Origin of the sequence: Shewanella sp. NKUCC06_TVS, from assembly GCF_019345515.1 — a bacterium.
Taxonomy (GTDB): domain Bacteria; phylum Pseudomonadota; class Gammaproteobacteria; order Enterobacterales; family Shewanellaceae; genus Shewanella; species Shewanella oncorhynchi.
This window is the reverse complement of the sequence record NZ_JAHKQX010000005.1, coordinates 123,182-137,765: the sequence shown is the minus strand read 5'-3', so window position 1 is coordinate 137,765 and position 14,584 is coordinate 123,182. Positions and strand designations below refer to the sequence as shown.

The 14,584-nt window shown below is 42.2% G+C and carries 15 protein-coding genes and 2 tRNA genes; 10 read left to right on the top strand and 7 right to left on the bottom strand.

Annotation, left to right across the window (positions count from 1 at the left end; all coding sequences use genetic code 11):
- The first annotated feature begins 7 nt into the window (after positions 1–7).
- The 5 genes from KO531_RS07560 (at position 8) to KO531_RS07540 (ending at position 5,378) form a co-directional block, all read left to right on the top strand.
- Complete coding sequence (locus KO531_RS07560; protein WP_219250797.1) at positions 8–2,179, top strand: TonB-dependent siderophore receptor; 2,172 nt, start codon at positions 8–10, stop codon at positions 2,177–2,179.
- Positions 2,180–2,818: 639 nt separating this feature from the next.
- Positions 2,819–3,277: a hypothetical protein gene (locus tag KO531_RS07555; RefSeq protein ID WP_219250796.1), complete on the top strand. Its 459-nt coding sequence runs from the start codon at positions 2,819–2,821 to the stop codon at positions 3,275–3,277.
- A gap of 184 nt (positions 3,278–3,461) precedes the next feature.
- Complete coding sequence (locus KO531_RS07550; protein WP_219250795.1) at positions 3,462–4,091, top strand: DsbA family protein; 630 nt, start codon at positions 3,462–3,464, stop codon at positions 4,089–4,091.
- Between the two features lie 806 nt (positions 4,092–4,897).
- On the top strand, positions 4,898–5,083 hold the full coding sequence (locus KO531_RS07545; RefSeq protein ID WP_131524760.1) for a CsbD family protein: 186 nt from the start codon (positions 4,898–4,900) through the stop codon (positions 5,081–5,083).
- Positions 5,084–5,225: 142 nt separating this feature from the next.
- Positions 5,226–5,378 (top strand): DUF3309 family protein, encoded by a 153-nt coding sequence (locus tag KO531_RS07540; RefSeq protein ID WP_346345242.1) that lies wholly within the window; start codon positions 5,226–5,228, stop codon positions 5,376–5,378.
- A gap of 423 nt (positions 5,379–5,801) precedes the next feature.
- Here KO531_RS07540 and KO531_RS07535 read toward each other — a convergent pair whose 3' ends face one another.
- The 4 genes from KO531_RS07535 to KO531_RS07520 all read right to left on the bottom strand — a co-directional run bounded on the left by KO531_RS07535 (position 5,802) and on the right by KO531_RS07520 (position 8,315).
- Entirely contained in the window at positions 5,802–6,104 is a 303-nt protein-coding gene (locus tag KO531_RS07535; RefSeq protein ID WP_219234161.1) for a ferritin-like domain-containing protein, read from the bottom strand.
- Between the two features lie 389 nt (positions 6,105–6,493).
- Positions 6,494–6,570: transfer RNA gene (locus KO531_RS07530), tRNA-Val, on the bottom strand.
- Positions 6,571–6,608: 38 nt separating this feature from the next.
- Positions 6,609–6,685: transfer RNA gene (locus tag KO531_RS07525), tRNA-Val, on the bottom strand.
- A 250-nt stretch (positions 6,686–6,935) separates the two neighbouring features.
- The gene (locus KO531_RS07520; protein WP_219250793.1) at positions 6,936–8,315 is read right to left on the bottom strand and encodes an MATE family efflux transporter; all 1,380 of its coding nucleotides are present in this window, start codon (positions 8,313–8,315) and stop codon (positions 6,936–6,938) included.
- A 33-nt stretch (positions 8,316–8,348) separates the two neighbouring features.
- Between KO531_RS07520 and KO531_RS07515 the strand changes: the two genes are divergently transcribed.
- Positions 8,349–8,972, top strand: a complete 624-nt coding sequence (locus tag KO531_RS07515; RefSeq protein ID WP_028759933.1) for a riboflavin synthase — start codon at positions 8,349–8,351, stop codon at positions 8,970–8,972.
- Positions 8,973–9,006: 34 nt separating this feature from the next.
- Here the strand turns inward: KO531_RS07515 and KO531_RS07510 are convergent, their stop codons facing one another.
- Entirely contained in the window at positions 9,007–9,207 is a 201-nt protein-coding gene (locus KO531_RS07510; protein WP_028759934.1) for a CPXCG motif-containing cysteine-rich protein, read from the bottom strand.
- 201 nt (positions 9,208–9,408) lie between these two features.
- On the bottom strand, positions 9,409–9,642 hold the full coding sequence (locus tag KO531_RS07505; protein ID WP_131525575.1) for a hypothetical protein: 234 nt from the start codon (positions 9,640–9,642) through the stop codon (positions 9,409–9,411).
- 291 nt (positions 9,643–9,933) lie between these two features.
- On the opposite strand from KO531_RS07505, the gene thrS reads away from it, so the two are divergent.
- The 4 genes from thrS to rplT all read left to right on the top strand — a co-directional run bounded on the left by thrS (position 9,934) and on the right by rplT (position 13,060).
- Positions 9,934–11,862 (top strand): threonine--tRNA ligase, encoded by a 1,929-nt coding sequence (gene thrS, locus KO531_RS07500; protein WP_028759936.1) that lies wholly within the window; start codon positions 9,934–9,936, stop codon positions 11,860–11,862.
- Between the two features lie 3 nt (positions 11,863–11,865).
- The gene (gene infC / locus KO531_RS07495; protein WP_012089240.1) at positions 11,866–12,408 is read left to right on the top strand and encodes a translation initiation factor IF-3; all 543 of its coding nucleotides are present in this window, start codon (positions 11,866–11,868) and stop codon (positions 12,406–12,408) included.
- A gap of 84 nt (positions 12,409–12,492) precedes the next feature.
- Positions 12,493–12,687: a 50S ribosomal protein L35 gene (gene rpmI / locus KO531_RS07490; RefSeq protein ID WP_006081653.1), complete on the top strand. Its 195-nt coding sequence runs from the start codon at positions 12,493–12,495 to the stop codon at positions 12,685–12,687.
- Between the two features lie 16 nt (positions 12,688–12,703).
- Positions 12,704–13,060, top strand: a complete 357-nt coding sequence (gene rplT / locus KO531_RS07485; RefSeq protein ID WP_006081652.1) for a 50S ribosomal protein L20 — start codon at positions 12,704–12,706, stop codon at positions 13,058–13,060.
- Positions 13,061–13,326: 266 nt separating this feature from the next.
- Here rplT and trxB read toward each other — a convergent pair whose 3' ends face one another.
- Positions 13,327–14,280: a thioredoxin-disulfide reductase gene (trxB, locus tag KO531_RS07480; protein WP_219250792.1), complete on the bottom strand. Its 954-nt coding sequence runs from the start codon at positions 14,278–14,280 to the stop codon at positions 13,327–13,329.
- Positions 14,281–14,584: the final 304 nt, after the last annotated feature.

Genomic DNA, 14,584 nt, shown 5'->3' with positions numbered 1-14,584 from the left:
AATTACTATGCGCTTTTATCTACTACCTCTCGCGTCTGCCATTACTTTGGCATTAAACCCTTTGTCAGTCTTGGCTGCAGAGCCGTCTTCTGTTGCAGATGCAAATGATCAAAATATTGAAAAAATCACAGTGATGGGCAAGTACACTGTGAGTCGAACTATTGATACCGCCACAGGCTTAGGGCTGTCACTGCAGGAAACGCCACAGTCAGTTAGCATCTTGACCGCTGAACGGATCCAGGATCAGGCACTCAATACCGTTGTTGATGTGGTTAATAACACAGTAGGTTTGTCTTCATCTAAAACAGATAACGTTCGAAATGGCTTTATGGCCCGTGGTTTTGCGGTTCAGAATTACCAGATTGATGGCGTACCTTTATCTTGGAGTTTGGGTGGCGATGCAGGTGAGACTGTGTCTGATATCTCTCTGTATGAGCGTGTAGAGGTGGTGCGTGGTGCAACAGGCTTACTAACGGGGGCAGGGGATCCTTCTGCTTCAATCAACCTAGTACGCAAACATGCCGACAGTGACGAACTTAAGGGCTATGTTGATGTTGCTACGGGTAGCTGGGATAAAAAACAAGTTACCGCAGATGTTTCTAATGGCCTTAACGACAGTGGCAGTGTGCGCGGTCGCATGGTCGCGAAATATGTCAATAGCGATTCTTATCAGGATCTTTATCAAGACCGTAAGACCATTCTTTACGGCGTAATTGATTCAGACATTACTGACAACACTATGCTGCGCGTTGGCGGTAGTTACAATAACAACAACCCCAAAGGAGCGATGTGGGGTGCGTTACCAGCAGTATTCAGCGATGGTTCGGCTACTGATTGGGATGTTTCTACTACAACAGCGGCAGATTGGAGCCGTTGGGAAACGACTAACATCAACTATTTTGCTAACTTGAACCATTATTTCAGCAATGGTTGGCAGTTGGTGGCGAACTATAATCGCATGGAATATGAAACCACCACCAAAATGATCTATATGTCTGGCTTGCTGAATAAAGAAACCGGTGCAGGTTTGAGCGGTCAGCGTTATCACAGCCATGGTGAAAGTAACTCTGATAATTTCGATTTTCAGTTGAAAGGCGATTACCAACTCTTTAACCGTGAGCATCAATTTGTGACTGGTGCCTTATACAGCAAACAGAAATCCTATGCTGATACCTATGAACCCATCCGTGAGAATATGACAGGCTGGGACTCAAAGGCAGTTGAAAACTTTTATGATTGGCAAAGCAACGCCTTTGAAGAGCCTGAATGGTCAACAAACGCCAATCGCCAGTTGAATATGGATACCGAGCAGAAAGGTTTCTACGCAGCAACTCGGCTAACACTTACCGATGATTTAAAAGTGATTGCCGGTGGCCGTATTTCTAGTTGGAACCGCGAAGGGATCAGTTATGGTACTGATACCAACTTTGGTGATGATGGTGTGTTCGTTCCTTATGTTGGCGCCTTGTATGACATAAACGAAGAGCATCGTGTTTACGCCAGTTATACCGAAATATTTAATCCGCAGAACAGTAAGGATATTAACGGTGATTATTTAGATCCACTCGAAGGTAAAGCCTATGAAATCGGTTTAAAGAGCGCTTATCTAGATAATCGTCTGCATACCGCAGTGGCACTGTTTAAGATTGAACAGGATAATCTGGCAACACCCGCTGGAACTATCATTGTTGACGGTACTCCAACCACTTATTACAAAGCTGCTCAAGGTACTGAGAGTACAGGCTTTGAGTTAGAAGTGGTGGGGGAGTTTATCGATGGGTGGAATATCACGGCTGGCTATTCGCAGTTTACAGCGGAAGATGCTGACGGAAAAAAAGTGGCGACTACTAGCCCTCGCAAACAGTTTAAACTATTCACAACTTATCAGTTTGTCGATTACCTGCCTGAGTTGACCGTGGGTGGTGGTATTAACTGGCAGAGTGATAGTTACTCTGAAGGGGGGACAGTGAAAATCGATCAGGATGCTTACTCTTTAGTCAACCTGATGGCTCGTTATAACCTCACTGACAATATGGATCTGCAACTTAACGTAGAGAACCTATTAGACGAAAAATACTATGCTTATATGACTGCCTCTGCCTCAATGTCCGAAGCATATAGCGTGTATCATTACGGAACTCCACGTAATGTGACCCTGAGCTTTAATTACCGCTTTTAAATTGTCCGCTAAGTAAAAGGAGTAGCCGAGTTATCGGCGACTCCTTTTGTATCTTCTATTATTGTTATTCTAAATATTTTAATAGCTCGTTTAGTGCGTATTAACGACTCAGTTCTGACATCAGTAAATATTGGGCTAACTCACCTATGGTTCGTTTCCAAATCAAATACTGTTATTAACTTAAAGCGGGAAGATGATGCCCTTCAATCAAGTTATGAAATGGCAACATATTGTATTGGTAGTTTTCCTTCTTTCTTGTGCGCATTGTATTGTCAACAATCAGTGCGGCAACGAACAGAGTCAATAGAAAAATATAGGTATACTCATGCCATTAGCCTTATTACAAGGTTGTGGCTTATCGCCAGCTTTTTAAGCTAAAGACCAGATGTTACATAGATTAAGCCGTTGTTGGACTTATAAAGTATTTTATGTTGATGACAAGATGTCAACAATTCATATCAATAATAGCCATCAGCATTTGACTATTTAGTCAATAATCATTTCAAAACTGCGTTTTTAATGAGAAATAATGCCATTGTAAATATGGGCTTGTTTAGTAAGTTTACTTTCATCAATGCATAGAAAAGTGATTCATTTTTCACAGTAAAGACCAAGGACTCCCGTTTTGAGGAGAATAATATGCAAATAGAAACGCTTTATGATGTTATGCAATGGACTAGAAATATACACCAACAGCTGCATGCATTTGCGGCACATTGCGCACTTACAAATGATAGCGAAAGAAGCGGATTACTGTTGGAGTATATTTCAGCCCACGAGCAAAAAATGGCTCTGGTTATCAGACAGTTCGAAGATAATGGCAATAGCAATGCACTTAACACTTATTGTCGGCATTATTATGAAAAAACCACTATTCCTTTTAACACCATAGGTGAACATCCGTTTAAGAGGATGGATACGGATGAAATAGCGATGGCCACACTTGAGTATCATAAAAATATTGTAGGGCTGTTTGAATATCTACAAAACTGCAGTTCTGCACCTTCCGTAACTGAATTTCTTAGCAATATACTGTCCCTTGAAGAAGCTGAAAAGCGATTGCTGGCACGTAATATGAAAAAAATTGATGACTTCTAGCATGTCTGCTAAAAATCACATCCTTGTACCTATTGCTCTGTGTAGCTTAGGTATTTATTCAGTAGTTCAGATATTGAAATCGTGACTTCATGTGGGTAACAAGTAGATCTGCCATCACAATAATTATTGATTAGCCTTGAAACTAGAGTGTATGACTTAAACTGCCACCTTATTAAGGATTAACATGAATCAACCCCTGATCATTGATTACTATTCTGATATTCTTTGTGTGTGGGCTTGGGTTGCACAACAACGTATTGAGGAGTTAAATCAAAAGTTAGAAAATAAAATTCATTTTAAATATCATTATCTTGATATATTTGGTGATGTTCAAACAAAAATTGAGACGCAATGGAAACAGAAAGGTCAATATAATGGTTTTGCAGAGCATGTACATAAATCTGCATCTATCCGTGATGATGTTCCCACAAACTCAAAAATATGGACAGAAGTCAGACCGACAACGTCGGCCAATGCTCATTTAGTGCTTAAAGCCATTGAACTTATCTATGACAAAAACACCAGTATCGATATGGCATTGAAATTTCGGAGTGCATTTTTTATCGACGCATTGGATATTGGTAAGCTTGAAATACTTTATGATCTGGTTGATTTCTATGGGCTGGAACAGAAAAAAATCATCTCAAGCGTTCATGATGGTTCAGCTATAGCCGCATTAATGAGCAACTATCAAAAGTCAACACAACAAAATCTACAAGGCAGTCCAAGCTATATTATCGACGAAGGTAGACAAATATTTTATGGTAACGTAGGTTATCGTGTTCTTCTTGCGAATATAGAAGCATTATTGTAAAAATCAGCAGTTGAGGCTAATTGGTGCTAAACAACCTTAGACTACCAGCTGTGGTTTTCTAAGCTCTACAAGATGCTATAAACACCTCTAGAACATTTTAACGTTTTAGAGTTATACCTCTTAGTTCCTTCTGAGCTTATTCACTGAATATTCATATGTTTAATGGCATCTATAATATGCCAAAATGTAGCTACATTAGGTATCAGATGATGTTTCATTGTGTTTTTAGTTAAATTGCGGATTAAAATATTTATAATGTGTACGCTATCGCACAGACACACTTTTAGATAAATTATAAATTGGATACAGAGTTTAGATTGATATGCCTTTAATGGGTAATCTTTGTCTTAATAAAATATTTTATGTTATTTATCTTGATGTTGTGGCTCATCATTAAGATGTCGCTTTAACTGAAAAATCACTAGATAATTAAATAATGGAATTCAGTCATGATTAATACTAAATTTTCAGTAAATAAAATGATCACCACAATATGTTTAAAATAAAATTCAAGATTGCTACAAAATATTTTCCTATTCAAACCAATGTCATATTGTAGCGTTAATACCTAAGTTGACGCGGCGTGATTGATGTAGAGCCAGTCACACAATTTTATGAAAATACCGCGGAATTAATTTTAGTCTAATTTTTATGTCGCTTTACTGATATTTTACCAACTAAGATATTTACTAAAAATATTTAGATGTTTGCTAAACGCTATTTACTAAAATGAAAAATAGCTCATAGCTGATTGTTAGCGCTCATTATTATTTAGATGTTATATCAAAAACAAAAGGAAATTGACCATGAACAAAGACCAAATAGAAGGTTCAATAAAAGATGCTGCAGGCAAAGTGCAGCAAAAAATTGGTGAGATAGTTGGCAACCCGAAACAGCAGATGAAAGGGGTTCAGAAACAGATAAAAGGTAAAACTCAAAAAGCAATTGGTAATGTAAAAGAAGCGGCTAAGGATGCCGACAAACACAGTTGATGTCAGAGGCTTTTACAATTAAGTAAGCGCCTTAAGCATAAAGTTTGGCAGCTTTATGTGGGTATTTAAAAGAATCTTAGTCATATTGATTAAGATTTCTGGTTCGAGTTATATCCATAATGTCTAGGAGACTCTTATGAGTATAGGAACAATATTATTGGTGGTTTTGATTCTGATGCTGATCGGTGTGGCTCCGACTTGGCCACACAGTAAGAGCTGGGGGTACGGCCCGAGCGGTGGATTAGGTTTGGTAGTATTGCTCCTCGTTATACTCCTTTTACTCGGTAAAATTTGAGCGATAAAGCCTAAGTTATGTACGACCTCAATATTGAGTCGTCATTTCTAACTGCCGTAGGTAGCTAAAAATAGTGAGTGATGTTTTTAGTCGTTCAAAAATGGCTGACATCGCTCGTTTTTCTTGCACGGCAGTGCTCGCCATTCTGAGATTGAAAGGTCCTATACGCCTAAGATTTACACGCAAGATATTTCGTTAAGGTAGCATTAGGTGAAGTCCTTCACGCTAAAAATGAAAGTCACTAAGTCCGTAGAATACAGTGTCCGTAGTAATACATTTGCACGCTAGTATTCTGCAAGGCTGTATGAAATGAGCTAAATGGTGCAATAACACATGCAGAGGTTTGTTTTATAAGAACGGCAGCTTAGTGACTAAAGGCGTTTGCTCACGAAAATGGCTTGCTCAAACAGCCAGATTGAATACTTATTTGTGAACAATAGCTGTGTGAGCAACAGGCGTATCTGTAAAAAGGTAATGTTTTAGCTGTTTATCAAAGCTCGGATCTTGTCTCCTTATCCATTCTTGTAGCATTGCAGCATGTTCTTTTTCTTCGTCTCGATTATGTATAAGTATCTCTCTCAACTCATTATTTTTGCACGCATCAACTCTTTGGTTATACCAGTCTATTGCTTCAAGCTCTTCCATCAGTGACGTAAGTGCACGGTGCATGTCCTTGGTTTTATCGGTGAGTTCAGTAATGGGTTCATGATAACCTTCATTCGACATTGGGATTTCCTCGCTAAATGCAGATAGGATCGCTCACTATTGAGCGGTGATGATAATTGCAGATGATTGTCTGAACGCTATTTTCAACGAACAGACTTTGAATGCATTATTCTGCGACCTTAACCGTCGAGTGTCTGTTCGATGCCGTACTTAGTCAAAAATTTTTAGGCCGCTCGTTTAAAAGGATTGGAGAGGGCGCAGAAATACCACTGCGAATATTTGATTTAGCACAGGATATTACTTTGGATTTTGAACTTTGAGATATTTGGGAATGAATTTTAAATCAAAAGATAAAGGCAGTGAAAACCATAAACACCTGCTTTAAAAGGCAGATTAATTGTATTTAGCTTGATAAGCAGGGGGGGATTAATGAAATACATAATAAGAAATGGTACACCCGAGTGGACTCGAACCACCGACCCCTACCATGTCAAGGTAGTGCTCTAACCAACTGAGCTACGGGTGCACTGTTTGAATTTCACTTTTTATACTCTGTGAAGAGAGTGGTACACCCGAGTGGACTCGAACCACCGACCCCTACCATGTCAAGGTAGTGCTCTAACCAACTGAGCTACGGGTGCATCGCAAAATTTAACAAGCTATTCAAAAGCGTTGCGCCTTGGAACGAGCGCTATATTAGGGGCATAGCGCAGGGCTGGCAAGCAAAAAAAACAAATTTGTCGTCAAATGGTGAATTGCTGTGCAACTTGCCCAGTGTTTCAACAATGCCGCCGATAAAACCGCAATTTTTTATTCGCTTTACTTCAGAGAACGCATCGAAATCAAACTGATAAACCAAAAGGCGAGCACTGTCGCTCGCCATTAATGCAATCAATGGTGAACACTGTCACCTTCAATAAGGCTCAAATGCACACCATACTTTTGGATGTAACGCAGACGAATGAAAAATAACAGCGCTGCTGAGGTCAAGCCCGCAATCAATCCTGCCCAGAATCCATGGGCGCCCATCGCGGGAACGATATGGTCCGTATAAGCTAAGGTATAACCGAGTGACATACCAATCCCCCAGTAGGAAAACAGCGTGATATAAAAGGCGCTGCGTGTATCTTTATAACCGCGAAGAGCACCCGCTGCGACCACTTGAACTGAATCAGATAATTGATACAGGGCTGCCATCAACATCAAGCTGCCGGCTAAGGCAACCACTTCAGGATCACCATTATAAAGTTTCGCAATTTGGAATCTAAATAAGACGGTCAAGACCGCTGTCGTTAGAGCAAGGGATAGTGCCAGCCATAAGCCCACTTTAGTGACCACAGCGGAAATATCAGCGCGATCACGGCCTAAGTAATAACCAATCCGAATCGATACCGCGATACCTATCGATAACGGCAGCATAAATACGATGGCAGAAAAGTTGAGCGCAATCTGGTGACTTGCGACCACTGTTGCGCCAAGTGGCGCGAGTAACAGCGCTATGATGGCAAATAAACTCACTTCAAAAAACAGCGCCATTGCTATCGGCATGCCGAGTTTGGTCATTTTCTTCATAGTTTCAAAGTCTGGACGATGAAATTTACTGAAGGGAGCTAAAGCCGCGAATTTTTTATGTAACTGCATGTAAATGGTCATGGCAACTAGCATGGCCCAGAATACGAGAGCAGTGGCGATACCACAGCCTGCGCCGCCCATTGCCGGTACGCCAAAGTGTCCATAAATAAAAATATAGTTAGCGGGGATATTTACGGCTAGACCGACAAAACCAATGACCATGGTCGGTAAGGTATAGGATATACCTTCACTGCAGCCGCGTAGCACTTGATAAAGCACAAATGCGGGCGCGCCCCATAAAATACCGTCGAGATATCCTATGGTTAAGCGGTATAATTCAGGCTCCAAGTCCATGTGGCTAAGCACAAAGGGGGCTGATGCAAGGAAAACCATCACGCCAATGCCGCCAATGATGGCAAGATAGGCACCTTGAAAGGCCAAAGGTTGGATGGCTTTTTGATTATTCGCGCCATTGTAGTGGGCAAATAAAGGCGTAAAAGCCATCAGCAAACCTTGGACGAACAGAATAGCGGGTAACCAAAGGCTAGTGCCGACTGCGACAGCGGCCATATCAACCGCGCTAACACGGCCCGCCATAACGGTATCAATAAAGCCCATCATGGTCTGAGTGACCTGAGCTATTAGCACCGGCAGCGCCAATTGGATTAAACGTTTGGCTTGATAGCCTGAATGATTCATAAATACAGCCTTTAACGATTAAGCGAGCAGAAAATGTTTACAGGTATAGTTCAAGCCACCTGCGAGGTGGTTGCAATACATAAGAAAGATGGCCTAAATACCCTTGAGGTAGCGTTCGAACCTGATTTGCATGAGGGACTTGCGATTGGTGCAAGTGTGGCAAATAACGGGGTATGTCTTACTGTGACTCAGGTCGTTGATGATAGGGTATTTTTCGACGTAGTGGAAGAGACCTTGCGACTGACGAATCTGGCTAATTTGTCTATAGGTCAAAGCGTTAATGTTGAGCGTTCGTTAACTTTTGGTAGTGAAATTGGTGGGCACATTCTCTCTGGCCATATCCATACTAAGGCCAAAGTCATCGATATTAGCCATACAGAACAGCATTATGATCTGACACTGGGCATTGAGCCTAAATGGATGGATTACATTTTTTATAAAGGTTTTGTTGGCGTTAATGGCTGTAGTTTAACGGTTGGCGAGGTGAGTGACTCCGGTTTTAAGTTGCACTTAATTCCTGAAACCCTAAAACTGACCAATTTAAGTCAGTATAAAGTGGGTGATGAACTCAATATTGAGATCGACAGCCAAACACAAATTATCGTCGACACAGTCGAGCGCGTGCTGGCCAGGCGTTTTAACGAACAAGCACGTTAGTTTAGTGACATCGCAGCGGGTAGTGCAATCTCGTTTAATAGATTTGCTCGTCGTCTGAATCGATATACAGCTCAACCGTTCGTCTCGATTCATCGATGTGTAAGCGTAAGTGAATCGGATTACAACAAATTCGGCAGTCATCGTAATAATCTTGGTCTCCACAGCTGGCATCGATACTGATATCTTGATGGTGCCCGCAGTGGGGACAAGCAATAACTTTGTTCATGACTCTCATGGTGCAACTCCTTATCGCCAATAGAGCGAATCGCTCTGCTCAATCAACGCATCTCACACTTCGTACGCTTATATTGTCTGCGCTTTGTCGATATTCGAAACCTGAGTGCGCTTTATGTGCTTCCTATTTGAGTATACAGCAGAGTCATGATAGACCTTCTGGTTAAATATTTTCTTGTTGGATCATTATCTCTTCTAAAAACTAGTCCTTTGCCGTCACTAACCCCTCCATTTCATTGCTGTGTAACACGCCATCGCGGGCATCTTGGGTGATATCCAGCGTTAAACGCTGCATCTGTTGCTCAAGTTCACTTTTAATATCAACGAGTAACACTTGAGTATCAATCAAAGATTTGCTTGTGATTTTCACCTGCGGCTCAGGTAAAGCGGTTGCTGTGTGCGTGAGTGTTACAGCCAGTAGAATACAGTTCAACATATCAACTCCCTTGTCATGTTTTCAGTGATGCCCAATAAACTGGCGCTAGAATAGGGGAGTTAGATGACCAAGAAGTTACCAAGACACTGCAAAATCATGAATTTGCTTTTTGTTTCCAATCCCAATTCTGGTCAATATGCTTGCGCCTTTTAGCTACAATCCCTTAGAATAAACGCCCTGCTACGCAAGGCGGCTAAGACTCCTGTACTGTCTTAACCTAGCGAGCATTTCTCTTACATTAACTAAAACCAAGTGGCCCTACGTGTGGGTCACCACTGGAAAGGACATTTCATGCCTGTAATTACACTTCCCGATGGTAGCAAACGCGAGTTTGCTCATGCTGTATCGACCCTCGATGTTGCCGCCGATATTGGCCCTGGTTTAGCGAAAGCTTGTATCGCTGGCCGCGTTAATGGCGAATTAAAAGATGCTTGCGATCTCATTGAAACCGATGCTGAGCTATCAATCATTACCGCCAAAGACGAAGAAGGTGTTGAAATTCTTCGCCATTCTTGCGCGCATTTATTAGGTCACGCGATTAAGCAAATGTGGCCAGAAACCAAGATGGCGATTGGTCCTGTTATCGATAATGGCTTCTACTATGATATCGACCTTGAGCACAAGTTGACTCAAGATGACATCGACGCATTAGAAAAGCGCATGCTTCAACTGGCAAAAACCAACTATGACGTAGTAAAACGTGTCGTTAGCTGGCAAGAAGCCCGTGATACATTCGCTGCGCGCGGTGAAGATTATAAGATTGCCATTCTGGATGAGAACATCAGCAAAGACGCGACGCCTGCGCTGTATCATCACGAAGAATACACTGACATGTGTCGTGGACCGCACGTACCTAACATGCGTTTCTGCCAGCATTTTAAATTAATGAGCATTGCCGGCGCTTATTGGCGTGGCAACTCAGAAAACAAGATGTTGCAACGTATCTATGGTACCGCTTGGGCCGACAAAAAAGCCCTGAGCACACACTTAACCCGTCTTGAAGAAGCGGCTAAGCGTGACCACCGTAAAATCGGTAAGCAGCTCGACTTGTATCACATGCAAGAAGAAGCGCCGGGTATGGTGTTTTGGCATAACGACGGTTGGAGCATCTTCCTCGAATTAGAAAGATTCATTCGCCGTAAGCTAAACCAATACACTTACCAAGAAGTGAAAGGTCCATTAATGATGGACCGCGTGTTGTGGGAACGTTCTGGTCACTGGGATAAATACTCAGAAGCCATGTTCACGACCAGCAGCGAAAACCGCGAATACGCTATCAAACCAATGAACTGCCCTGGCCACGTGCAGATCTTCAACCAAGGGCTGAAATCTTACCGTGATCTACCATTGCGTATGGCGGAATTTGGTTGCTGTCACCGTAATGAACCTTCAGGCTCGTTACACGGATTAATGCGTGTACGTGGCTTTACGCAAGATGACGCCCATATTTTCTGTACTGACAGCCAAGTTCAAGAGGAAGTGAGTGCCTGTATCCAGATGGTTTACGATACTTACGCTACCTTCGGCTTTGAAAATATCGTAGTAAAACTGTCGACTCGCCCAGAGAAACGTATCGGTGACGATGCGATGTGGGACAGAGCGGAAGAAGCACTTAAGCAAGCTCTGCGTGCCAATAATATTGAATTCACTATTTTGCCAGGCGAAGGCGCGTTCTACGGACCCAAAATCGAATTTACTTTACACGATTGTTTGGACCGAGCGTGGCAATGTGGTACTGTGCAGCTCGATTATGCGTTGCCAAGCCGTCTTGGTGCAACTTACGTTGCCGAAGATAACAGCCGTCAGACCCCAGTGATGATCCATCGTGCTATTTTAGGCTCTTTGGAACGATTCTTGGGTATCTTGATAGAAGAATATGCAGGACGTTTCCCAACTTGGTTAGCCCCAATGCAAGTTGTCGTGATGAATATCACCGATAAACAGGCTGATTATGTTGAAGAAGTCGTAAAATTCTTCAAAGAACAAGGTATTCGAGCGTCTTTTGACTTGAGGAATGAGAAAATAGGCTTTAAAATACGCGAGCACACCTTAAGGCGTGTCCCTTATTTGTTGGTCGTTGGCGATCAAGAAATGGAAAATAAGGAAGTAGCGGTGCGTACCCGTGATGGTATCGATTTAGGTAAGATGCGACTTGAAGATTTCGCCACTAAAATCCATCAACAGATTTCGCTCCGTAGTCTCAAATTGTTGGAGGAATAGGTCATAAAGATCAAAAAAACAGCAGGGCGTCAGCCGGCCCCTAATAGAATCAATGAAGAAATCACAGGTGTACCAGAAGTACGCTTAACAGGCATTGATGGTGAAGCTATTGGTGTGGTAAGCATCAGAGATGCTCAGAATTTGGCAGATGAAGCAGGTGTAGACCTAGTAGAAATCAGCCCAAATGCTGAACCTCCAGTATGTCGCATTATGGACTACGGTAAGTTCCTTTTTGATAAGGCTAAGTCAGCCAAGGAACAAAAGAAGAAGCAAAAGCAGGTTCAGGTCAAGGAAATTAAATTCCGTCCTGGAACTGACGAAAACGACTATCAGGTAAAACTACGCAACCTGATACGTTTTCTGGAAGACGGGGACAAAGCGAAGATTACGCTTCGTTTCCGAGGTCGCGAAATGGCACACCAAAACCTAGGTATGGATCTATTGAACCGTATCAAGGCTGATTTGGACGAGTATGCGGTTGTTGAATCTTTCCCGAAAATGGAAGGCCGACAAGCAATTATGGTGCTAGCGCCTAAAAAGAAATAAGTAGGGCAAAACTTAAAGTAGCAAAGGTCTATGGCCTTTGCTCGCCTTGCTTTTTATTAAACATCCCAATGCGGAGTTTTAGAAATGCCTAAAATGAAAACAGACAAGGGTGTAGCGAAGCGTTTTAAGAAAACCGCTAATGGTTTCAAGCGCAAGCAAGCACACTTACGTCACATTTTGACGAAAAAAAGCACTAAACGTAAACGTCACTTACGTGCCAAATGTTTAGTATCAAAAGCTGACGTTCCAGCAATCGCGCGTCAATTACCTTACGCTTAATTTAGGAGATTAGAAAATGCCAAGAGTTAAGCGTGGTGTAACCGCTCGTGCTCGTCACAAGAAAGTTTTAAAACTAGCTAAAGGTTATTATGGCGCTCGTAGCCGTACTTACCGTGTTGCTGTTCAAGCAGTAACTAAAGCTGGTCAATATGCTTACCGTGACCGTCGTCAGAAAAAACGTCAATTCCGTCAACTTTGGATTGCACGTATTAATGCTGCTGCTCGTCAAAATGGTCTGTCTTACAGCCGTTTCATCAACGGTCTGAAAAAGGCGTCTATCGAAATCGATCGTAAGATTTTGGCTGACATCGCTGTATTCGATAAAGTTGTATTTGCAACTTTAGTTGAAAAAGCAAAAGAAGCGTTAAACTAAGAAATTAGTTTGTTGCTGTAGAGAAGGGACCATTTGGTCCCTTTTTTTGTGCGCCATTTTTGGCTTAACGAAATAATTTTACTTACCTAAGAACTTATATAAGTACTATCTAAGTGGTGCGGAATTAAGAATCGCAAAGGAAAGAAATGTGCGTGCGTGAACAATATTAATTGGCACAGCCTGCAAAAAATTTTGCTATTGCTTAACGATTTTGACCTAAAAAAATAGCAGGCTAAGCCTGCTATTCGTTGAAAAATCGAGTCTAGTTATTTTTTAGCGTCTAAATAACGCTCTGCATCGAGTGCAGCCATACAGCCGGTGCCAGCAGAAGTAATGGCTTGACGATAATGTTGGTCCATCACATCACCACAGGCATAAACACCTTCGATACTGGTTTGCGTGGCGTTACCTTGCAAGCCACTCTGAACTTTTAAATAACCGTGGTTCATTTCCAATTGGCCTTCAAAAATACCGGTATTAGGGCTGTGACCAATAGCGACGAACACACCAGCAACGGCTAAGTCAGTGATCGAGCCATCTTTAGTGCTCTTCACCTTCAGACCTGTCACACCCATGGCATCACCAACCACTTCATCCATGGTTTGATCTAAGTGAAGGATGATGTTGCCATTGGCGACTTTGTCCATCAGACGGTCGATTAAGATTTTTTCTGAGCGGAAGGTGTCACGGCGATGGATGAGGTGAACTTCAGCAGCAATATTGCTTAAATACAATGCTTCTTCAACGGCGGTGTTGCCGCCACCGATAACTGCGACTTTTTGATTGCGATAGAAGAAGCCATCACAGGTTGCACAGGCTGATACACCGCGACCTTTGAAAGCTTCTTCTGACTCTAACCCTAAGTAACGGGCAGAAGCGCCAGTTGCGATGATCAGTGCATCACAGGTGTACTCGCCATTGTCGCCTTTCAAGCGGAAAGGGCGCTCGGTTAAGGTGACTTCGTTAATGTGATCGAACAAGATTTCAGTATCGAACTTTTCAGCATGCTTCTGCATACGTTCCATCAAGGCTGGACCCGTTAAGTCGTCCGCGTCACCTGGCCAGTTTTCAACTTCAGTCGTCGTGGTTAATTGACCGCCTTGCTGCATACCTGTGATCATCACAGGTTTTAAATTCGCACGCGCAGCATAAACGGCTGCGGTATATCCTGCTGGGCCTGAACCCAAAATCAATAAGTTACAATGTCTGACCTGGCTCATTTTTATCTCCGTGCCTTTAGCAAATTGCAAGGATTGTAGGGAATTTACCTGTGGGGGTAAAGTGTTGGAGGGCGATTCTTTTAGATTGCACTAATCGAGTCCATCCGTTTTAGTATGGAGAGTGTCAGTTTTACTTTACTGTGAATAAATAGCTTAAGTGTGAACCACGAAATGAAGCACGGGATGAGCTTGTATAAATATGATGGTGCGATCGTAGTGGAGCCTATTTCTACCCAATAAAAAATCGGCCTCAATAGTATCGAGACCGATTTGAATTACATACTAAGTAAAGCCAGCTTAAATC

Excerpts from the sequence above, each read along its gene's own strand:
- KO531_RS07560 (WP_219250797.1), top strand. The coding sequence starts at position 8 with ATGCGCTTTTATCTACTACCTCTCGCGTCTGCCATTACTTTGGCATTA.
- rplT (WP_006081652.1), top strand. The coding sequence starts at position 12,704 with ATGCCAAGAGTTAAGCGTGGTGTAACCGCTCGTGCTCGTCACAAGAAA.
- KO531_RS07535 (WP_219234161.1), bottom strand. The coding sequence starts at position 6,104 with ATGTCGAATGAAGGTTATCATGAACCCATTACTGAACTCACCGATAAA.
- trxB (WP_219250792.1), bottom strand. The coding sequence starts at position 14,280 with ATGAGCCAGGTCAGACATTGTAACTTATTGATTTTGGGTTCAGGCCCA.
- KO531_RS07555 (WP_219250796.1), top strand. The coding sequence starts at position 2,819 with ATGCAAATAGAAACGCTTTATGATGTTATGCAATGGACTAGAAATATA.
- KO531_RS07550 (WP_219250795.1), top strand. The coding sequence starts at position 3,462 with ATGAATCAACCCCTGATCATTGATTACTATTCTGATATTCTTTGTGTG.
- KO531_RS07505 (WP_131525575.1), bottom strand. The coding sequence starts at position 9,642 with ATGTTGAACTGTATTCTACTGGCTGTAACACTCACGCACACAGCAACC.
- KO531_RS07515 (WP_028759933.1), top strand. The coding sequence starts at position 8,349 with ATGTTTACAGGTATAGTTCAAGCCACCTGCGAGGTGGTTGCAATACAT.
- KO531_RS07510 (WP_028759934.1), bottom strand. The coding sequence starts at position 9,207 with ATGAGAGTCATGAACAAAGTTATTGCTTGTCCCCACTGCGGGCACCAT.
- rpmI (WP_006081653.1), top strand. The coding sequence starts at position 12,493 with ATGCCTAAAATGAAAACAGACAAGGGTGTAGCGAAGCGTTTTAAGAAA.
- KO531_RS07520 (WP_219250793.1), bottom strand. The coding sequence starts at position 8,315 with ATGAATCATTCAGGCTATCAAGCCAAACGTTTAATCCAATTGGCGCTG.
- KO531_RS07545 (WP_131524760.1), top strand. The coding sequence starts at position 4,898 with ATGAACAAAGACCAAATAGAAGGTTCAATAAAAGATGCTGCAGGCAAA.
- thrS (WP_028759936.1), top strand. The coding sequence starts at position 9,934 with ATGCCTGTAATTACACTTCCCGATGGTAGCAAACGCGAGTTTGCTCAT.